The organism is Pseudidiomarina sediminum DSM 21906 (assembly GCF_000423165.1).
Taxonomy (GTDB): Bacteria; Pseudomonadota; Gammaproteobacteria; order Enterobacterales; family Alteromonadaceae; genus Pseudidiomarina; species Pseudidiomarina sediminum.
The window spans coordinates 347,028-362,798 of the sequence record NZ_AUHL01000006.1 but is presented as its reverse complement, the minus strand read 5'-3'; the positions used below and the strand labels follow the sequence as shown (position 1 = coordinate 362,798).

The 15,771-nt window shown below is 49.5% G+C and carries 16 protein-coding genes and 1 rRNA gene; 8 read left to right on the top strand and 9 right to left on the bottom strand.

Translation table 11 applies throughout. The annotated features are described in order from the left end of the window. Positions 1-265: ribosomal RNA gene (locus G535_RS0103385) — 16S ribosomal RNA — on the bottom strand; the annotation flags it as partial. Between the two features lie 458 nt (positions 266-723). Then, positions 724-2,331: a S8 family serine peptidase gene (locus G535_RS12805; protein ID WP_051206932.1), complete on the bottom strand. Its 1,608-nt coding sequence runs from the start codon at positions 2,329-2,331 to the stop codon at positions 724-726. Positions 2,332-2,569: 238 nt separating this feature from the next. Between G535_RS12805 and trmA the strand changes: the two genes are divergently transcribed. After that, positions 2,570-3,667, top strand: a complete 1,098-nt coding sequence (trmA, locus tag G535_RS0103370; protein WP_026860774.1) for a tRNA (uridine(54)-C5)-methyltransferase TrmA — start codon at positions 2,570-2,572, stop codon at positions 3,665-3,667. Here the strand turns inward: trmA and G535_RS0103365 are convergent. The 3 genes from G535_RS0103365 to efp all read right to left on the bottom strand — a co-directional run bounded on the left by G535_RS0103365 (position 3,651) and on the right by efp (position 5,655). Next, positions 3,651-4,037: a MerC domain-containing protein gene (locus G535_RS0103365; protein WP_026860773.1), complete on the bottom strand. Its 387-nt coding sequence runs from the start codon at positions 4,035-4,037 to the stop codon at positions 3,651-3,653. The genes trmA and G535_RS0103365 overlap by 17 nt on opposite strands. A 64-nt stretch (positions 4,038-4,101) precedes the next feature. Continuing rightward, complete coding sequence (epmA, locus tag G535_RS0103360) at positions 4,102-5,073, bottom strand: elongation factor P--(R)-beta-lysine ligase (RefSeq protein WP_026860772.1); 972 nt, start codon at positions 5,071-5,073, stop codon at positions 4,102-4,104. 12 nt (positions 5,074-5,085) lie between these two features. After that, entirely contained in the window at positions 5,086-5,655 is a 570-nt protein-coding gene (gene efp, locus G535_RS0103355) for an elongation factor P (protein ID WP_026860771.1), read from the bottom strand. Between the two features lie 127 nt (positions 5,656-5,782). Between efp and epmB the strand changes: the two genes are divergently transcribed. Continuing rightward, positions 5,783-6,796, top strand: a complete 1,014-nt coding sequence (gene epmB, locus G535_RS0103350) for an EF-P beta-lysylation protein EpmB (RefSeq protein ID WP_034727418.1) — start codon at positions 5,783-5,785, stop codon at positions 6,794-6,796. On the opposite strand, the gene G535_RS0103345 is transcribed toward epmB, so the two are convergent. The 4 genes from G535_RS0103345 to G535_RS0103330 form a co-directional block, all read right to left on the bottom strand. Then, on the bottom strand, positions 6,783-7,295 hold the full coding sequence (locus G535_RS0103345; protein WP_026860769.1) for a DUF3016 domain-containing protein: 513 nt from the start codon (positions 7,293-7,295) through the stop codon (positions 6,783-6,785). The two genes, epmB and G535_RS0103345, sit on opposite strands and share 14 nt — an antisense overlap. Positions 7,296-7,368: 73 nt before the next feature. Further along, positions 7,369-7,827, bottom strand: a complete 459-nt coding sequence (locus G535_RS0103340; RefSeq protein ID WP_026860768.1) for a hypothetical protein — start codon at positions 7,825-7,827, stop codon at positions 7,369-7,371. Between the two features lie 290 nt (positions 7,828-8,117). Further along, positions 8,118-9,755: a chaperonin GroEL gene (gene groL / locus G535_RS0103335; RefSeq protein WP_026860767.1), complete on the bottom strand. Its 1,638-nt coding sequence runs from the start codon at positions 9,753-9,755 to the stop codon at positions 8,118-8,120. Positions 9,756-9,792: 37 nt separating this feature from the next. Continuing rightward, on the bottom strand, positions 9,793-10,086 hold the full coding sequence (locus G535_RS0103330; RefSeq protein WP_026860766.1) for a co-chaperone GroES: 294 nt from the start codon (positions 10,084-10,086) through the stop codon (positions 9,793-9,795). A gap of 166 nt (positions 10,087-10,252) precedes the next feature. Here G535_RS0103330 and cutA point away from each other — a divergent pair, with 166 nt between their 5' ends. The 6 genes from cutA (at position 10,253) to prmA (ending at position 15,717) form a co-directional block, all read left to right on the top strand. Then, positions 10,253-10,573 (top strand): divalent-cation tolerance protein CutA, encoded by a 321-nt coding sequence (gene cutA, locus G535_RS0103325; RefSeq protein WP_026860765.1) that lies wholly within the window; start codon positions 10,253-10,255, stop codon positions 10,571-10,573. Continuing rightward, positions 10,573-12,345, top strand: a complete 1,773-nt coding sequence (locus G535_RS0103320; RefSeq protein ID WP_026860764.1) for a protein-disulfide reductase DsbD — start codon at positions 10,573-10,575, stop codon at positions 12,343-12,345. The genes cutA and G535_RS0103320 overlap by 1 nt, the downstream gene beginning before the upstream one ends. A gap of 152 nt (positions 12,346-12,497) precedes the next feature. After that, positions 12,498-12,971 carry a type II 3-dehydroquinate dehydratase gene (gene aroQ / locus G535_RS0103315; protein ID WP_026860763.1) on the top strand — a complete coding sequence of 158 codons (474 nt, stop codon included), beginning with the start codon at positions 12,498-12,500 and terminating at the stop codon, positions 12,969-12,971. A 27-nt stretch (positions 12,972-12,998) separates the two neighbouring features. After that, entirely contained in the window at positions 12,999-13,454 is a 456-nt protein-coding gene (gene accB, locus G535_RS0103310; protein WP_026860762.1) for an acetyl-CoA carboxylase biotin carboxyl carrier protein, read from the top strand. Positions 13,455-13,480: 26 nt separating this feature from the next. Then, positions 13,481-14,830 (top strand): acetyl-CoA carboxylase biotin carboxylase subunit, encoded by a 1,350-nt coding sequence (gene accC / locus G535_RS0103305; protein WP_026860761.1) that lies wholly within the window; start codon positions 13,481-13,483, stop codon positions 14,828-14,830. 5 nt (positions 14,831-14,835) lie between these two features. Next, positions 14,836-15,717: a 50S ribosomal protein L11 methyltransferase gene (gene prmA, locus G535_RS0103300; RefSeq protein WP_026860760.1), complete on the top strand. Its 882-nt coding sequence runs from the start codon at positions 14,836-14,838 to the stop codon at positions 15,715-15,717. Positions 15,718-15,771 lie beyond the last annotated feature (54 nt).

The window sequence follows — 15,771 nt, the reverse complement described above, 5'->3', positions numbered from 1 at the left end:
CTTTACCCCACCAACTAGCTAATCTCGCTTGGGCCTATCTTTAGGTGCAAGGTCCGAAGAGCCCCTGCTTTGGTCCGTAGACATTATGCGGTATTAGCCACCGTTTCCAGCGGTTATCCCCCTCCTAAAGGCAAGTTCCCAAGTATTACTCACCCGTCCGCCGCTCGTCAGCAAAGAAGCAAGCTTCTTCCTGTTACCGCTCGACTTGCATGTGTTAGGCCTGCCGCCAGCGTTCAATCTGAGCCATGATCAAACTCTTCAGTTTAAAGTGTTTAATCGACCCATTGAATCAATGACTTAATAAATCTTAATTTGTTAAGCACTTCTCCAATCAGTCAGGTGTATCCCCTTCGTTAAAAGAAGGATACTGCATCCGAAGATGCGTTTCTCTGCCTGAATCCGGTAAGTGCCCACACAGTTTGCTTGGCTTGATAATTTGTTAAAGAACGTTTCGCTCGTCGTGAGCAGGCTGCGCATTCTACAGCCTTGGCGTTTTGTGTCAAGCCTTTCGGCAAAATTTTTTCTGACTCAAAACTGTTACTTTCGGCGGCTTCGTTGCCTGCCTCAAGCGTGGAGCGCATTTTAGAGATTTAACTCGCCACGTCAAGCGCCATTTTCAAGTTTTTGCATGTTTTTTTGCTGACTGCTGATTTTCTGTTCAGAGCGCATAAAAAAAGCCCGCTTTCGCAGGCTTTTTAACAAAAACATAAGATTTAGGGCGTTTTATTTCTTAGGCCCACCCTTACCACCGCCATTTCCTTTTCCGCCGCCGGTATCGCCACCGGTATCTCCACCAGTATCACCGCCACTACCACCGCAGCCATTCGCGGTAAGATAATCCACCGCAGCCTTCGCTTGAATCAAACCATAACCATACGCATTATCACGGCCTGCACTACCCAGGTCTTTCGCCGTTGCATTGAGTGCAGCGCGGATATCGTTGTTACTACATGCCGTATGATGCGACCAAACTAAGGCCGCGACACCTGCAACATGTGGTGTCGCCATTGAGGTACCATCAAAGAATGCCCAATCACTGGTTGTTACGCCTACAGTTGCTGTTTGTCCTAACTGCCCTAATAAAGTAGCACCGTCGGTCGCCGAAATTCCGACCGCAGGAATTCCGGCCGTGTAATCGCCTAAAGTTCCCAATAAGGCGCCAGCCTCATTGTTATAGACAATAGCACCAACACCACCACCAGCTTCACAAGCTTGGACCTTCTCGGCAAACGAAATACTGCCGCGTTCTATGAGACAGATACTATTGTTTGCACTACTACAAGCTTGTGTGCCCAAACCACAATCGGCTAAAGGCGCACTCACTTCTGTTCGCGCGCCACCGTCCATGCCATTGGCGTCATAATTCACACCCGCGACAGAGGCAGTGACACGTTCTCCCATACCACGTGGAACTGAAGAAAGAACTGCAACGCCTGGTGCCGATAATTCAACTTGGCTGGTCTGTTGAGAGAAACCGGCAATCACTTCATTGGCATCTACCGCGCCAACCGAGACAACAGCATCATAAGAGGCTGGATAAGAGTGGCGCGTATTGCCATCATTCCCTGCCGCCGCAATACTCAGAATACCGGCATCATTCAACTGGCTGAAGGCTCGCTCTTCCGTACGGTTCGCGCGCGAGCCACCGAGGCTCATATTAATCACCTGAGCCCCGGCATTGGCACACTGATCAGCGGCCGCTATTAAAGAAGAAGAATAGCCCCAGCCAGAAGCTGTAAATACTTTAACAATATGAAGGTTTACTTGGCCGTTCGGTAGAACCCCAACGACACCGTCGTTATTTGCCAGAGCAGCGATGGTGCCGGCAACGTGAGTTCCATGTCCATTTTCATCCGTTGACCAATTGCCGGTACCACTATCGTACTGACCGTTCACATTCGATGTCGGCAAGTCGGGGTGCCCTAAATCGTAGCCCGAATCAATAATACATACTTTACGCGAACCCGCGGCTGCATCACTGACTAAGTCGGCTTGTACTTGGGTAATGCCATAAGGTGTTCCCGGCTCATATTGGCTACTCAACAATTGTCGTGGCGCATCTTCTTCCACCAGCACAATATTCGGGTTACGGCGTAGCCCTTGCAACGCCGCTTCCGGTACTTCAACAGCCAGCGCTTCAAAGCGCGCAAGATCGACGTGTTTACGTCCGCCGGCGCGTTGGACCAACTGTTCAACTTGCGCTTGGCTACCCGGTTTAAACTGAATAATGACACGAGCTTTTTCACTCTGTGCCTGAGCGAGTGAACTTGAAACTGCGAGAGCAAGAGCGGCAACAGTAAAACACCCCTGCTTAATAAAATGCTTGGACATGGATATCACCTTATAATTATTGTTAAATCTTGTTGTTACCCGTCGACACAATAATGCGGTTGAACGTGACGACTCCTCAAGAATGGTTCAAATTTATAGATTTGGCAATTTCCCGAGCAGGCTATTTTGTAAAGGTTACGTCCCCCTATTAAGGTGGACATTTCAAGCTCAAAGATTACAATTCGCCCTCACTTTATGCACTACAGTTCATCCAGCACGATCAGTACACGGAGTCGGCATGACACATTTAGCAGTACAACCAGAATCTTATGCAGAACAGCTGGCCGAAAAGGTAAGCCGTTTAAGCGACATGCTCGCACCGTATACTGACCAACCTTTAGCAGTGTTCGAGTCCCCGCGGGAACATTATCGGATGCGTGCCGAATTTCGCGTTTGGCATGAAGGTGACGACTTGTACTACATTATGTTTGATCCTGATACACGTGAAAAAATTCGCACGGATCAGTTTCCAGCCGGTAGTCAGCTGATTAATACCCTGATGCCAGCAGTCATTGACTATGTTCGCGAGCGCCCAACACTACGACAAAAGTTGTTTCAAGTAGAGTTCTTAACCACCACCAGCGGGCAAGCGCTCATTAGCTTGCTCTACCATCGTCAACTGGACGACGCTTGGCAGCTGGAAGCCGAAGCAATGCGTGAAGCCTTACAAAACTATGGTGAGATTCATCTGATTGGCCGCGCCCGCAAACAGAAAATGTGCTTGTCGCAAGATTGGGTGGTCGAGCGCCTGACCATCGCTGGCCGTGACTACCTGTTCCAGCAAATCGAGAATAGTTTCACCCAACCCAATGCGTATGTGAATCAGCATATGGTCAGTTGGGCACTGGAGGCCACTACCGCAACCAATCACGATTTACTCGAGCTGTATTGTGGTAACGGCAACTTTAGCCTGCCTTTGGCACAAAATTTTGAGCGCGTGTTAGCGACTGAGATTAGTAAAACCTCTGTTGCTTCTGCGCGTTATAACTGTGAGTTGAATGATATTCACAATGTCACCTTGCTACGCATGTCAGCAGAAGACTTCAGCGCAGTAATGGCAGGAGAGAAAACGTCACGTCGTGCCGAAGAAGCGGAACTTGATAGCTTTAATTGTCAGACGGTATTGGTGGACCCACCACGGGCAGGGCTAGACGATGCGACGGTTGAACTAGTGCGCCAGTATGCGCGGATTATCTATATTTCCTGTAACCCAGAAACCTTGGTGGAAAACTTAGCCAGCCTAAACAACACGCATAAAGTAACCAAGTGTGCGCTGTTCGACCAATTCCCCTACACCCATCACATGGAAGCAGGTGTCATTATTGAGCGACGTTAGGTTGCAGCACGCTTGCGGCGCGGGTGAGCTTAAGGTTCACCCAGTGCGCGGCAACAATAAGGCTCGCGCCAAGCAAAATGATGATAGGTTCGCCAATTTCACCAAGACTGTCTTTATGCCAGTAGATCACTCCACCGGCGAACAACATTAAGAAAGGATAAAAACGGAAGTGCTTACGCATGCCCATTATAAGGGCGACAAAGCCGACCAAAATGCTCACGCTTAAAATGACACGTTCTAACAGCTCTTCGCCAATAAACGACAATCCAATCAGCGACAACATTGGCAAGATCACTGGCAATAATAAGCAGTGAAGCGCACACAGAGTCGTTACCCAGATGCCAGTTTTATCAAGTGATCGTTGCGTCATTACGCGTCCTAGTCGAGCTGCAATTCGTGTTACATTATAACATCACGAAATGTCGCGGCAAGTTCTAGGCGCGATCAATTGCGAACGGCAATACCTCAGCAATCTGTTCACGCTTAAGATGCACCATTAGTAAACGGTCGACACCTAGCGCAACGCCAGCGCAATCGGGCAGCCCGTGTTGCAATGCCGCGAGCAAACGCGGATCGCCTTGTTGCTCTGGTTTACCAAGCTGTTGGCGACGTTGGTTATCTTGGTTAAAGCGCAAGGCTTGTTCGCTGGCATCGGTGAGTTCTTGATAGCCATTCGCTAACTCCATGCCTTGATAAAACACTTCAAAGCGCAGTGCGACACGTGAATCTGCCGGGCACAGCTGTGCTAGAGCAGCTTGACTGGCCGGGTAATGTGTCACTGCAATTGGCACACTGCGCTCAAGTTGCGGCTCGATAACCAAGGCCATAGCACCGTCCAACAAAGTGTCTAAGTCATCTTCTTGCCGTGCCCAATCGGCTAACTCAGGAGAATCCCCTAGCGCTTGCTGCAATGCGCAAATGGCATTCTCCGCAAGCGGATCAACATTGAGCACATCGATGAACAATTGCTGATAGGTGATCTGTTGGAGTGGCGGCGCCTGAACGGTAGCTTGCAATAAGGCGTCAACTTCATCAATCAGTTGCTCAGCAGTAAAGCCAACGCGGTACCACTCAAGCATGGTGAATTCAGGATTGTGGCGGCGGCTTAGCTCGTCATTGCGAAACACTTTGCCAAGCTGATAAATACAACCACTGCCTGCCGCAAGCAAACGCTTCATGGCGTATTCTGGTGAGGTCTGTAACGCCAAAGATTGCGATTGCCCCTGCAAATGGGTACGAAGATTACTTAAGTGAGGGTCGGTGACACCGAAGTGTCCCAGCAGTGGGGTGTCGACCTCAAGTACCTTGCGGTCGGCAAAAAAACTGCGAATACTTGCAAATAATGCAGCGCGTGCTGTTAAGACATCTAGCGTTGCCGAAGGCTGCCACTCAGAACTGCGCTGCATCATCGTCGTACGTTACTTCTGTACGCGAGAAACGTACTCACCCGAACGGGTATCTACCTTGATCACTTCACCGATTTGTACGAATAAAGGTACACGTACCACAGCGCCTGTAGATAAAGTTGCAGGCTTACCGCCGGTACCCGCCGTATCACCTTTTAGACCTGGGTCAGTTTCAGTGATTTCCAACTCAACAAAGTTTGGTGGGGTGACCGCAATTGGATTACCGTTCCAAAGTGTTAAGGTGCACACATCTTGCTCAACCAACCACTTGGTCGCGTCGCCAACAGCTTTCTCGTCTGCCGCAAGTTGCTCAAAAGTGTCATTGTTCATGAAGTGCCAGAACTCACCGTCGTTGTACAAGTACGCCAAGTCCAAATCGATGACATCAGCGCCTTCAACGCTATCGCCAGATTTAAAGGTTTTCTCGACCACTTTACCACTGATGAGCTTACGGATTTTGACACGGTTAAACGCCTGGCCTTTACCCGGCTTAACCATTTCGTTTTCAACAATGGCGCAAGGCTCGCCATCTTGCATAATTTTTAAACCAGCCTTGAATTCGTTCGTACTGTAGTTCGCCATGGTTTCCTCATTAATCAAACAGAATTAGCGATTTCCGGCGCAATAATAAACTATAAGCGCAAACTTTTCAGGTAAAAATAGTTTTCAGGTAAACTAGCCCCATCATCTCGACAAAGGTAATGATGCTGTGACTGAAGCTGTAGCTATTTCCGTGCGCCCTGACTGGCAACAAGCCCTGGCCCAAGCCATTCGTGATCCAGCCGAACTCGCCGCGCACTTGAACTTGCCTGACGCCTGGCTCCAAGCACATGGCGATGCACGGCAGTTATTCCCAGTCATGGTTACCCGCCACTTTGTAAACCTCATGCAGCAAGGCGATCTTAATGATCCTCTGTTAAAACAAGTGGCACCACATGCCGATGAGTTCATTGAACGTGAAGGCTTCGTTGCGGATCCTCTCGCTGAGCAAGGTAACCAGAACCCTGGCATTTTGCACAAATATCAGTCGCGGGTGTTAGTGATCTTGCGCGGTGGCTGTGCCATTAATTGCCGTTACTGTTTTCGCCGCCACTTTCCATACGATGCGCACCACTTCGGTCGTAACGAGCGAGCGCAACTGCTTCACTATGTCGAAAACGATCCTAGTATTAATGAGGTGATTCTCAGTGGTGGTGACCCACTGCTGGCCACCGACGCTCAGTTGGATCGCCTACTCACCGACCTAGAACAAGTACCGCAGTTAAAGCGCATACGCATTCACTCGCGTTTACCGATAGTGTTACCACAACGCCTTACAGCCACGCTCGGACAACGCCTGGCTAAGAGTCGTCTGCAAGCCATCTTGGTCATGCACGCCAACCACCCGCATGAGATCGCCCCAGAACTCCATGACGCATGCCACACGTGGGCCAACTTAGGAATTACCTTACTGAATCAGAGTGTGTTACTTAAAGGTGTGAACGATCACGCAGCAACCTTAGCTGCACTGAGTGAGCGTCTCTTTGAGGCTCGAGTTTTACCTTACTACCTGCACCAGCTGGATAAAGTAAAAGGCGCCAGCCACTTTGCCGTGACTGACGCCGATGCACTTACTATTGCCGAGCAACTACGTGCGCTACTTCCAGGCTTTTTAGTACCACGCTTAGTGCGTGAGATTGCTGGTGAGCCAAGTAAAACGCCGCTTGAGCTTAGTCGCGTTTAAAGGTTTTCTCGAACCAGTCATCCATGAGCTGCTTCTCGAAGTACAGACCATCACGGCTACTGCCCATGATGCTACGCTTACTGCTAGACCCTTGACCTAGATCACGCAGGCGCACATCGTCCGCACTGCTGAGCTCTTTACCCTCAGCATCGGTGTAGCTAAACGAGAAGCGCATTGCCGGATAACTCGCACCATCAACGATGCGCATATAACTGCTACCACCGACGCCAAAGGTTGGCTCCACCCGACCAGTTAAATCCAAGTCAGTCATCACAATACTGAGCTTGTGTTGCTCAGGTAGTTGTGCGCCTAACGTCTGCCAATGTTCGGTCAGCTCTTGCATGACGCGCTGCTCGAAACGCTCCTGAACACCGTTAACAGCTTCGATATCACGATAGCTCTCGATATCTTTCCACTCTACACTCACGTCAGCCGCGTGAGCATTTGCTGATAACAGACCAACAAGTAAAATGCCGCTGATAGATTTCATTGTGAGCATAGCAACCTCCTTCGTTAATTGCTGTTCCTAAGACGAGAATACGCGCAATTGTGTGACAAAAAAAGCGGTACCGCTAGCGAGAGGATTCCTTATCATCCCAATTGTAATAAATCTCCAACACACTTCCGTTAAGCACTAATGAATGGACTGGAACGTCATTAACCAAGTTAGCCTGAATAGCCTTGCCAGCATTAAGCCACCCATCAGGAGTTGTTACGTCTATAGCGGTTTTTGCTCTTGCAAAACAATTGTCCATCATCTTTATGGCTTCATTTTGCAATTCCACATTCATCATATTGTTGCTGCGCAGCTCCATGAAGCCAGTTATTTGAGGGAACGCATCGAGTTTTACAGTAAAGGGTTTGTAGGACACCTCGTATTGACCTACTGTTACCGGCAGTTGAGTAACGTACTCATGACACTGATTATTCACTGGAAACGTAACCGTCGCGTTAAAATCTCTCTTAGTATCAGGCTCGGCACAGCCTGTAACAAGCGTAGCGAAACAAAGTGTGTAAAAGACTTTTTTCATCTTAACTGAAACCTCTTTATGTGCAGTATCTCAAGTTCGCGGGATCATGTTTAAACTCAGTGCTAAACGTTCCACGTTGTTTTTTTGACCACTGCCCCTCTCTCCGTTAGGGATAATACTACCACCTAAAATGGTGTTCGGGTTTAGTCTGCCGCTACAAACCAATTAGTGGTACTAAGTGTGCTCAAGAATCAAGCTCGCCCCTGTCCCAAAATTCATTCATAGAACTAAAAAAGGGATGTAGCTCTCGCTACATCCCTTTTTAAAACATCACTAATTGACTGGGCGAATTACATCATGCCGCCCATGCCACCCATGCCGCCCATGTCTGGTGCAGCTGGTGCATCGTCTTGCGGTAAGTCAGCAACCATGGCTTCGGTTGTGATCATTAACGCAGCAATTGAAGCAGCGAATTGCAACGCTGAACGGGTCACTTTGGTTGGGTCCAAGATACCCATCTCAAGCATGTCGCCGTAGGTGTCGTTGCCCGCGTTGTAACCGAAGTTACCTTCACCGGCTTTCACATTGTTGGCAACCACTGAGCCTTCCGCACCAGCGTTGGTTGAGATTTGACGCAATGGCGCTTCCATTGCACGCAAGGCCAACTTAATACCGACGTTTTGGTCTTCGTTGTCACCACGTAGGTCGTCCAGTTTGCTTGCCGCACGTACCAGTGCCACACCACCACCAGGGACCACGCCTTCTTCAACCGCAGCACGGGTTGCGTGCAGAGCGTCTTCAACGCGCGCTTTCTTCTCTTTCATTTCAACTTCGGTCGCCGCGCCGACTTTGATCACAGCAACACCGCCAGCTAGTTTAGCCAGACGTTCTTGCAGTTTCTCTTTGTCGTAATCAGAAGAGGTTTCTTCGATTTGCTGACGAATTTGCGCCACACGACCTTCGATAGCCGCTTGGTCACCCGCGCCATCAACGATGGTTGAGTTATCTTTGTTGATAACCACACGCTTCGCAGTACCTAAGTCTTCCAACTGTGCTTTTTCAAGTTCCATGCCAATCTCTTCAGAGATGACAGTACCGCCAGTCAGAATCGCGATGTCTTGCAACATAGCTTTACGACGGTCGCCAAAACCAGGAGCTTTCACCGCTGCAACTTTAACGATGCCGCGCATGTTGTTCACAACCAAGGTGGCCAAGGCTTCGCCTTCAACGTCTTCAGCGATGATCAACAATGGCTTGCCAGATTTCGCGACACCTTCAAGGGTTGGCAACAATTCACGGATGTTTGAGATCTTCTTATCCACCAACAAGATGTACGGGCTGTCGAGCTCAACAGTGCCGTTTTCTTGGTTGTTGATGAAGTAAGGTGACAAGTAACCGCGATCGAACTGCATACCTTCTACCACGTCCAACTCGTCTTGTAAGGCTTGGCCTTCTTCAACGGTGATGACACCTTCTTTACCGACTTTCTCCATCGCGTTTGCGATGATTTCACCGATGGTGCTATCCGAGTTGGCAGAGATTGTACCAACTTGTGCGATTGCTTTGTTGTTGTCACATGGTTGAGAGATTTTTTTCAACTCTTCAACCGCGCTCAGTACCGCTTTGTCGATACCACGCTTAAGATCCATTGGGTTCATACCCGCAGCCACAGCTTTCAGACCTTCATTGACAATCGCTTGTGCCAATACGGTCGCAGTAGTTGTACCGTCACCGGCTTCGTCGTTCGCTTTCGACGCAACTTCTTTCACCATTTGTGCGCCCATGTTCTGGAACTTGTCTTCCAGCTCAATCTCTTTCGCGACAGACACACCATCTTTGGTGATTAACGGCGCACCGAATGATTTTTCGAGAACCACGTTACGGCCTTTAGGGCCTAGCGTAACTTTTACTGCGTCTGCCAACACGTTCACGCCTTTCAGCATTTGTTGACGCGCTTGGTTACCAAATTTTACTTCTTTTGCTGCCATGTTCATTTTCCTCTTTCGAAACTGTCTCTAGGTAAGCTTAGCCTTCAACGATCGCCAGAATGTCTGACTCGCTCATGATGAGGTATTCTTCACCGTCGATTTTCTCGGTTTTCACACCGTAGCCTTCGCTGAACAACACTTTGTCGCCAACTTTGACATCCAGTGCTTTTACGTCACCGTTTTCTAAGATACGGCCGTTACCGACAGCAACGACTTCACCGCGGGTTGATTTCTCCGCTGCAGAGCCAGTTAATACAATACCGCCAGCAGATTTAGTTTCTGCTTCAGAACGCTTGATGATCACACGATCATGTAAAGGACGAAGTTTCATCTTTGATAACTCCTACACCTGAGTTGTGGGTTGATAACTTGCCCTTGTGCTTGATGACAAGGACTGTTAAAAAGTTTGTGTCTCTTTTAATGGGGGGCATTTTTTTAATCTCAAGGCTTGCCCCTAAAAAATTTTATCTCGTGTTTCACCAACCAAGAGCAGCATTATGGCTACAGACTATTCCCTCGTATTTTGCAGCTGTCCCGATAAAAACACCGCCAAAGCAATTGCTGAAAAGGTATTACGTGCGCGCCTTGCCGCCTGTGTTAACATAAGCGCGCCGTCAACGTCGCTGTATTGGTGGGACGATCACATTCATAGTGACGAAGAAGTGATGTTGACCATTAAGACTCAAACGGCACACCTAGATGCGTTATTTGAATCCGTTCAGAGCGCACACCCGTATGAAGTAGCCGAGCTCATCGCCAGCCCCATCACCAAAGGCAGCGATGCCTACTTAAATTGGTTAAAAGAGGTAACTACCTAATGTCTATCGGTCAGCGTTTGTGTATTGCTTTGGTGTTATGTCTTAGTAGTGTTATCAGTACCGCAAGTCACGCGCAAAGCTTTGATTTGAACAACGATGACCCATTTGCACAGCAACAGTTTTTACCGGTAGAAGAAGCCTTTCGATTCGACTTCCGCCAGCAAAACGACCAATTACAGCTGAGCTTTACTATTGCCGATGGCTACTATCTTTACCAACACCGCTTTCAGTTTGATGCTGAAGTTCCCCTCGCCGTAACGCCTGAATTACCAGCCGGTGAAGCACACTATGATGAGTTTTTTGGCGAATCGGTAGTGTATCGCGATAACGTAACGCTGAAACTGCAACTGGCTGATACTGCCGCGACAACGTTCACGCTGCACTACCAAGGCTGTGCCGATGCCGGGTTATGCTACCCACCCTCGACCATTGACGTTCCTCTTGCTGCTGTTACCGATGCCGGGCCAGCAACCACAGCGACAACGCCTACCCCCGCCATTGATGTCGCTAGCGTGGCAGAGAACAGCCAGCAATACAGTGCCACCAATTTCTTCAGTGAATTGGCCGATGAACCTTTGCTATGGGTCTTGGGCATTTTCTTTGTCGCCGGGATTGGTTTGGCTTTCACCCCGTGCGTGTTGCCCATGTACCCCATTTTATCCACGGTGATCATGGGCTCGCAGCAACGCCTCTCGACCCTGCGCGCGTTCACATTGTCCTTTGCCTATGTACAAGGCATGGCGATCACCTATTCGTTATTAGGCATTGTCGTCGCCTTAGCCGGGATGCAATACCAAGCCATGCTGCAACACCCAGCAGTACTTATTGTATTAGCCCTGCTGTTTGTCTTCCTCGGCTTAAGTATGCTGGGTGTCTATAACCTACAGCTGCCGGTGAAATGGCAAAACCGCCTCAACGAAATGAGCCAACGTCAGCGCGGCGGTGCGCATCGCAGTGTCTTTATTATTGGCGTACTCTCAGGACTTATTGCCTCTCCTTGCACCACAGCACCGCTATCGGGCGCGCTCTTGTTCATTGCCCAGTCCGGTGATGTCGCGGTTGGTGCTGGTGTGCTCTATGCGCTGAGCCTTGGTATGGGCGTACCGTTAATTGTGTTCGGTACCACCGGCGGCAAGCTGTTGCCAAAAGCCGGAAGCTGGATGAATGTCGTCAAACGTGTGTTTGGCGTGATCTTATTCGCTGTTGCATTGATTTTCGTCGAGCGTCTGTTACCACTACACATCGCTGATTGGCTGTGGGTTGGCTTTATCGTGCTGGCCGCGTTGTACCTCATTAACGCCACGCTGCGTGATATTCAAGGTAAACGCGCGATGCTCATCAGTGCGCTATGGCTGACGTTAGCAGGTAGCCTCCTTTATGCGTGGTGGCCGCAGAGCCAGCACCATGCGCTCGACTTTACCCAGGTCGACAGCGCAGAAGCAATCACGACGCAATTAGAACAGGCCGCACCAGGACAACTGGTCATGCTCGATCTTTACGCCGATTGGTGCGTCGCTTGTAAAGAGTTTGAGCGTTACACCTTTGCCAACGCACAGGTGCAAGCCGCCTTGGCAGATACTCTGGTCTTGCAGGCTGACGTGACCGACGCCAACGCCGTCAACAATGCTATCTTGCAACAACATGATGTGTTGGGCTTACCAACCATACTGTTTTTCCGCGACGGACAAGAGATCCGCGCTGCCCGGGTGTCAGGATTTATGAACGCGGAAGCCTTCACGCAACACCTCGAAGAGCTTGCAGCGAATCAATAATTGCGGTGAACTTCGGTGATAAGACCAGTATTATGCTGCGTTTCGAGCATTTTTAACTATAATGCTTAATCGCAGCATATTTTTGGGTGTTCTTGACAGGGTCAGCACCGAAATTGCACTATAAACTCAAATTCGCAACAGATCGCAGCACAATGACCGAAAATAACCAGCAAAACTACAGATTCCTATTGCTGAACGGCCCTAACCTCAATTTATTGGGGCAGCGGGAGCCGGACGTCTACGGTTCAGCAACGCTCGCTCACATCGAAAGCGAGCTACGTCATAAAGCGGAAGCGCTTGGCGTTACCCTTGATTGTCGTCAATCCAATGCTGAGCATGAGCTCATCAACTGGATTCACGAAGCTGCGACCAGCAACGTCGACTTCATTTTGATCAACCCTGCAGCCTACACCCACACCAGCATTGCACTGCGCGATGCATTGGCGGGCACCAAGTTACCTTTTATTGAAGTCCACTTGTCCAATATTCATACGCGCGAATCTTTTCGTCGCCATTCGTACTTAGCCGAATTAGCCGTTGGGGTCATTTGTGGTCTTGGTGCGCAAGGGTATGAACTTGCCCTGCAAGCCGCGGTCGCACAATTACAGCAACGCGCCAACACCTAACACTTTTTTATGGGGTCATACTAGATCATGGATATTCGTAAAATTAAAAAACTCATCGAGTTAGTTGAAGAGTCAGGCATCGCTGAGCTTGAAATCACGGAAGGTGAAGAGTCGGTACGCATCCACCGTGGTGGCAGCCAAGTTGCAGCACCTATGCACTACCAAGCAGCACCGATGCATGCGCCTGCCGCACCTGCACCAGCTCCTGCCGCTGCAGCTCCAGCGGAAGCAGCTGAGCCAGAATTGAGTGGCCACATTGTTCGTTCACCAATGGTCGGTACCTTCTACGCAGCACCAGCACCTGGCGCAAGCGACTTCGTCAGCGTTGGCCAACAAGTGAAAGCTGGCGAAACCTTATGTATCGTTGAAGCAATGAAAATGATGAACCAAATCGAAGCTGACAAAGGCGGCGTGGTGAAACAAATTTTGGTTGAAAATGGCGAACCTGTTGAATTTGATCAACCACTCTTCGTTATCGAGTAAAACCGCTATAACCACAGGACATCATCATGTTAGATAAGGTTGTCATTGCGAACCGAGGCGAAATTGCATTGCGCGTATTGCGTGCATGTAAAGAACTCGGTATCAAAACGGTGGCGGTGCACTCCACAGTCGACCGTAATTTAAAACACGTGTTGTTGGCGGATGAATCGATTTGTATCGGTAATGCTCCAGCAACAGAGAGCTACTTAAATATTCCTCGCATTATCAGTGCTGCTGAAATCACTGACGCTGCGGCAATTCACCCGGGCTACGGCTTCTTAGCGGAAAACGCTGACTTTGCCGACCAAGTGGAGAATTCAGGTTTTATTTTCGTTGGTCCTACTGCTGACGTCATTCGCTTGATGGGCGACAAAGTATCTGCCATCGAAGCCATGAAAAAAGCCGGCGTACCTTGTGTACCAGGCTCAGGTGGCCCGTTAGACGACGACGAAGAAAAGAACAAGAAAATCGCTAAGCGTATCGGTTACCCGGTCATCGTTAAAGCCGCTGGCGGCGGTGGTGGTCGCGGTATGCGCGTGGTCCGTAGCGAGAGCGAGTTGGTCAGCGCCATCAGCACAACCAAAGCCGAAGCCGGTGCAGCGTTCGGTAACTCAATGGTTTACATGGAAAAATTCCTTGAAAACCCACGCCACATCGAAATCCAAGTATTGGCCGACGGTCAAGGTAACGCCGTTTACCTTGGTGAGCGTGACTGCTCGATGCAACGTCGCCACCAAAAAGTTGTGGAAGAAGCGCCAGCGCCTGGTATTACCGCAGAAATGCGTAAATACATCGGTGAGCGTTGTGCCAAAGCCTGTTTAGAAATTAATTATCGTGGCGCAGGTACCTTCGAGTTCTTATATGAGAACGGTGAGTTCTACTTCATCGAAATGAATACTCGGATTCAGGTTGAGCACCCGGTCACAGAAATGGTTACTGGTATCGATTTGATCAAAGAGCAATTGCGTATTGCTGCGGGTCGTCCGTTATCGTTCTCACAAGAAGACGTGGTGATTCGTGGTCATGCCATTGAGTGCCGTATTAACGCTGAAGATCCGAACACCTTCGTACCTTCGCCAGGTTTGATCTCACGCTTCCATCCACCAGGTGGTCTTGGCGTGCGTTGGGACTCGCATGTTTATGCGGATTACAAAGTTCCACCAAACTATGACTCAATGATCGGTAAGTTGATTACCTATGGTGAAAACCGCGATGTCGCCATTGCGCGCATGCGTAATGCCCTTAGCGAGCTTATCATCGAAGGGATTAAAACCAACGTACCGCTACAAAAAGACATTATGGCGGACGAAAACTTCCAGCACGGTGGTACCAACATCCACTATCTGGAGAAGAAACTTGGTATGGGCGGTCACTAACGCCTATGCCTTGGATTCAACTTACCGTTTCCGCACCTGAGCAGCATGCCCCCTTAGTTGGGGACATGCTGATGGGTAATGGTGCCATGGCCGTCACCTACCGTGATGCCCACGACAATCCGATTTTTGAACCACCTTTAGGTGAAGTCTTGTACTGGAAAGAATCGCTCGTCACTGGCCTCTTCCCTGCTGAAACGGACATGCAGCGTGTGCTGACGAACATTCGTAAGTCTCGCTACTTTGAGCACGACTTCCAGTACAAAACCGATCAGCTTGAAGACAAAGATTGGGAACGTGAATGGATGGATAACTTTCATCCCATTCGTTTCGGTGAACGCTTGTGGGTGTGCCCCACATGGCGTGACATTCCAGATCCCGATGCGGTGAACATCTTGCTTGATCCGGGGATGGCGTTTGGTACCGGCACTCACCCAACCACCGCGCTGTGCTTACAATGGCTCGATGGTCAAGACTTAACCGGTAAAACTGTGGTCGACTTCGGCTGTGGCTCAGGCATTCTGGCAATTGCAGCACTTCTTCTCGGCGCTGAGCGTGCCATCGGTATTGATATCGATCAACAAGCCTTGCTCGCCAGTCGTGAGAACGCTGAACGAAACGGTGTTGCGGATAAGTTGGAGGTGTATTTACCAAGCCAACAACCCACCCTCGCTGCCGACCTCGTGCTTGCCAACGTCCTTGCAGGCCCCCTCCAAGAACTTGCTGATGTTATTCAGGGTTACGTTGGGTCTAAAGGTGAACTGGTCATGTCTGGTATCCTCGAGCGTCAAATTGATGCCGTGGAAAGTGCGTATTGTGAACACTTCTCGTTTTCACCAGCAAAACTGCATGATGAGTGGGTGATGCTCCACGCAACACGTAAACAGTAGATTGTCACACAATTGTCAAGTGTAAAAAGTGCAAAAAAGGCTGCTTTTGTACAA

Excerpts from the sequence above, each read along its gene's own strand:
- G535_RS12805 (WP_051206932.1), bottom strand. The coding sequence starts at position 2,331 with ATGTCCAAGCATTTTATTAAGCAGGGGTGTTTTACTGTTGCCGCTCTT.
- trmA (WP_026860774.1), top strand. The coding sequence starts at position 2,570 with ATGACACATTTAGCAGTACAACCAGAATCTTATGCAGAACAGCTGGCC.
- G535_RS0103365 (WP_026860773.1), bottom strand. The coding sequence starts at position 4,037 with ATGACGCAACGATCACTTGATAAAACTGGCATCTGGGTAACGACTCTG.
- epmA (WP_026860772.1), bottom strand. The coding sequence starts at position 5,073 with ATGCAGCGCAGTTCTGAGTGGCAGCCTTCGGCAACGCTAGATGTCTTA.
- efp (WP_026860771.1), bottom strand. The coding sequence starts at position 5,655 with ATGGCGAACTACAGTACGAACGAATTCAAGGCTGGTTTAAAAATTATG.
- G535_RS0103345 (WP_026860769.1), bottom strand. The coding sequence starts at position 7,295 with ATGCTCACAATGAAATCTATCAGCGGCATTTTACTTGTTGGTCTGTTA.
- G535_RS0103340 (WP_026860768.1), bottom strand. The coding sequence starts at position 7,827 with ATGAAAAAAGTCTTTTACACACTTTGTTTCGCTACGCTTGTTACAGGC.
- groL (WP_026860767.1), bottom strand. The coding sequence starts at position 9,755 with ATGGCAGCAAAAGAAGTAAAATTTGGTAACCAAGCGCGTCAACAAATG.
- G535_RS0103330 (WP_026860766.1), bottom strand. The coding sequence starts at position 10,086 with ATGAAACTTCGTCCTTTACATGATCGTGTGATCATCAAGCGTTCTGAA.
- cutA (WP_026860765.1), top strand. The coding sequence starts at position 10,253 with ATGGCTACAGACTATTCCCTCGTATTTTGCAGCTGTCCCGATAAAAAC.
- G535_RS0103320 (WP_026860764.1), top strand. The coding sequence starts at position 10,573 with ATGTCTATCGGTCAGCGTTTGTGTATTGCTTTGGTGTTATGTCTTAGT.
- aroQ (WP_026860763.1), top strand. The coding sequence starts at position 12,498 with ATGACCGAAAATAACCAGCAAAACTACAGATTCCTATTGCTGAACGGC.
- accB (WP_026860762.1), top strand. The coding sequence starts at position 12,999 with ATGGATATTCGTAAAATTAAAAAACTCATCGAGTTAGTTGAAGAGTCA.
- accC (WP_026860761.1), top strand. The coding sequence starts at position 13,481 with ATGTTAGATAAGGTTGTCATTGCGAACCGAGGCGAAATTGCATTGCGC.
- prmA (WP_026860760.1), top strand. The coding sequence starts at position 14,836 with ATGCCTTGGATTCAACTTACCGTTTCCGCACCTGAGCAGCATGCCCCC.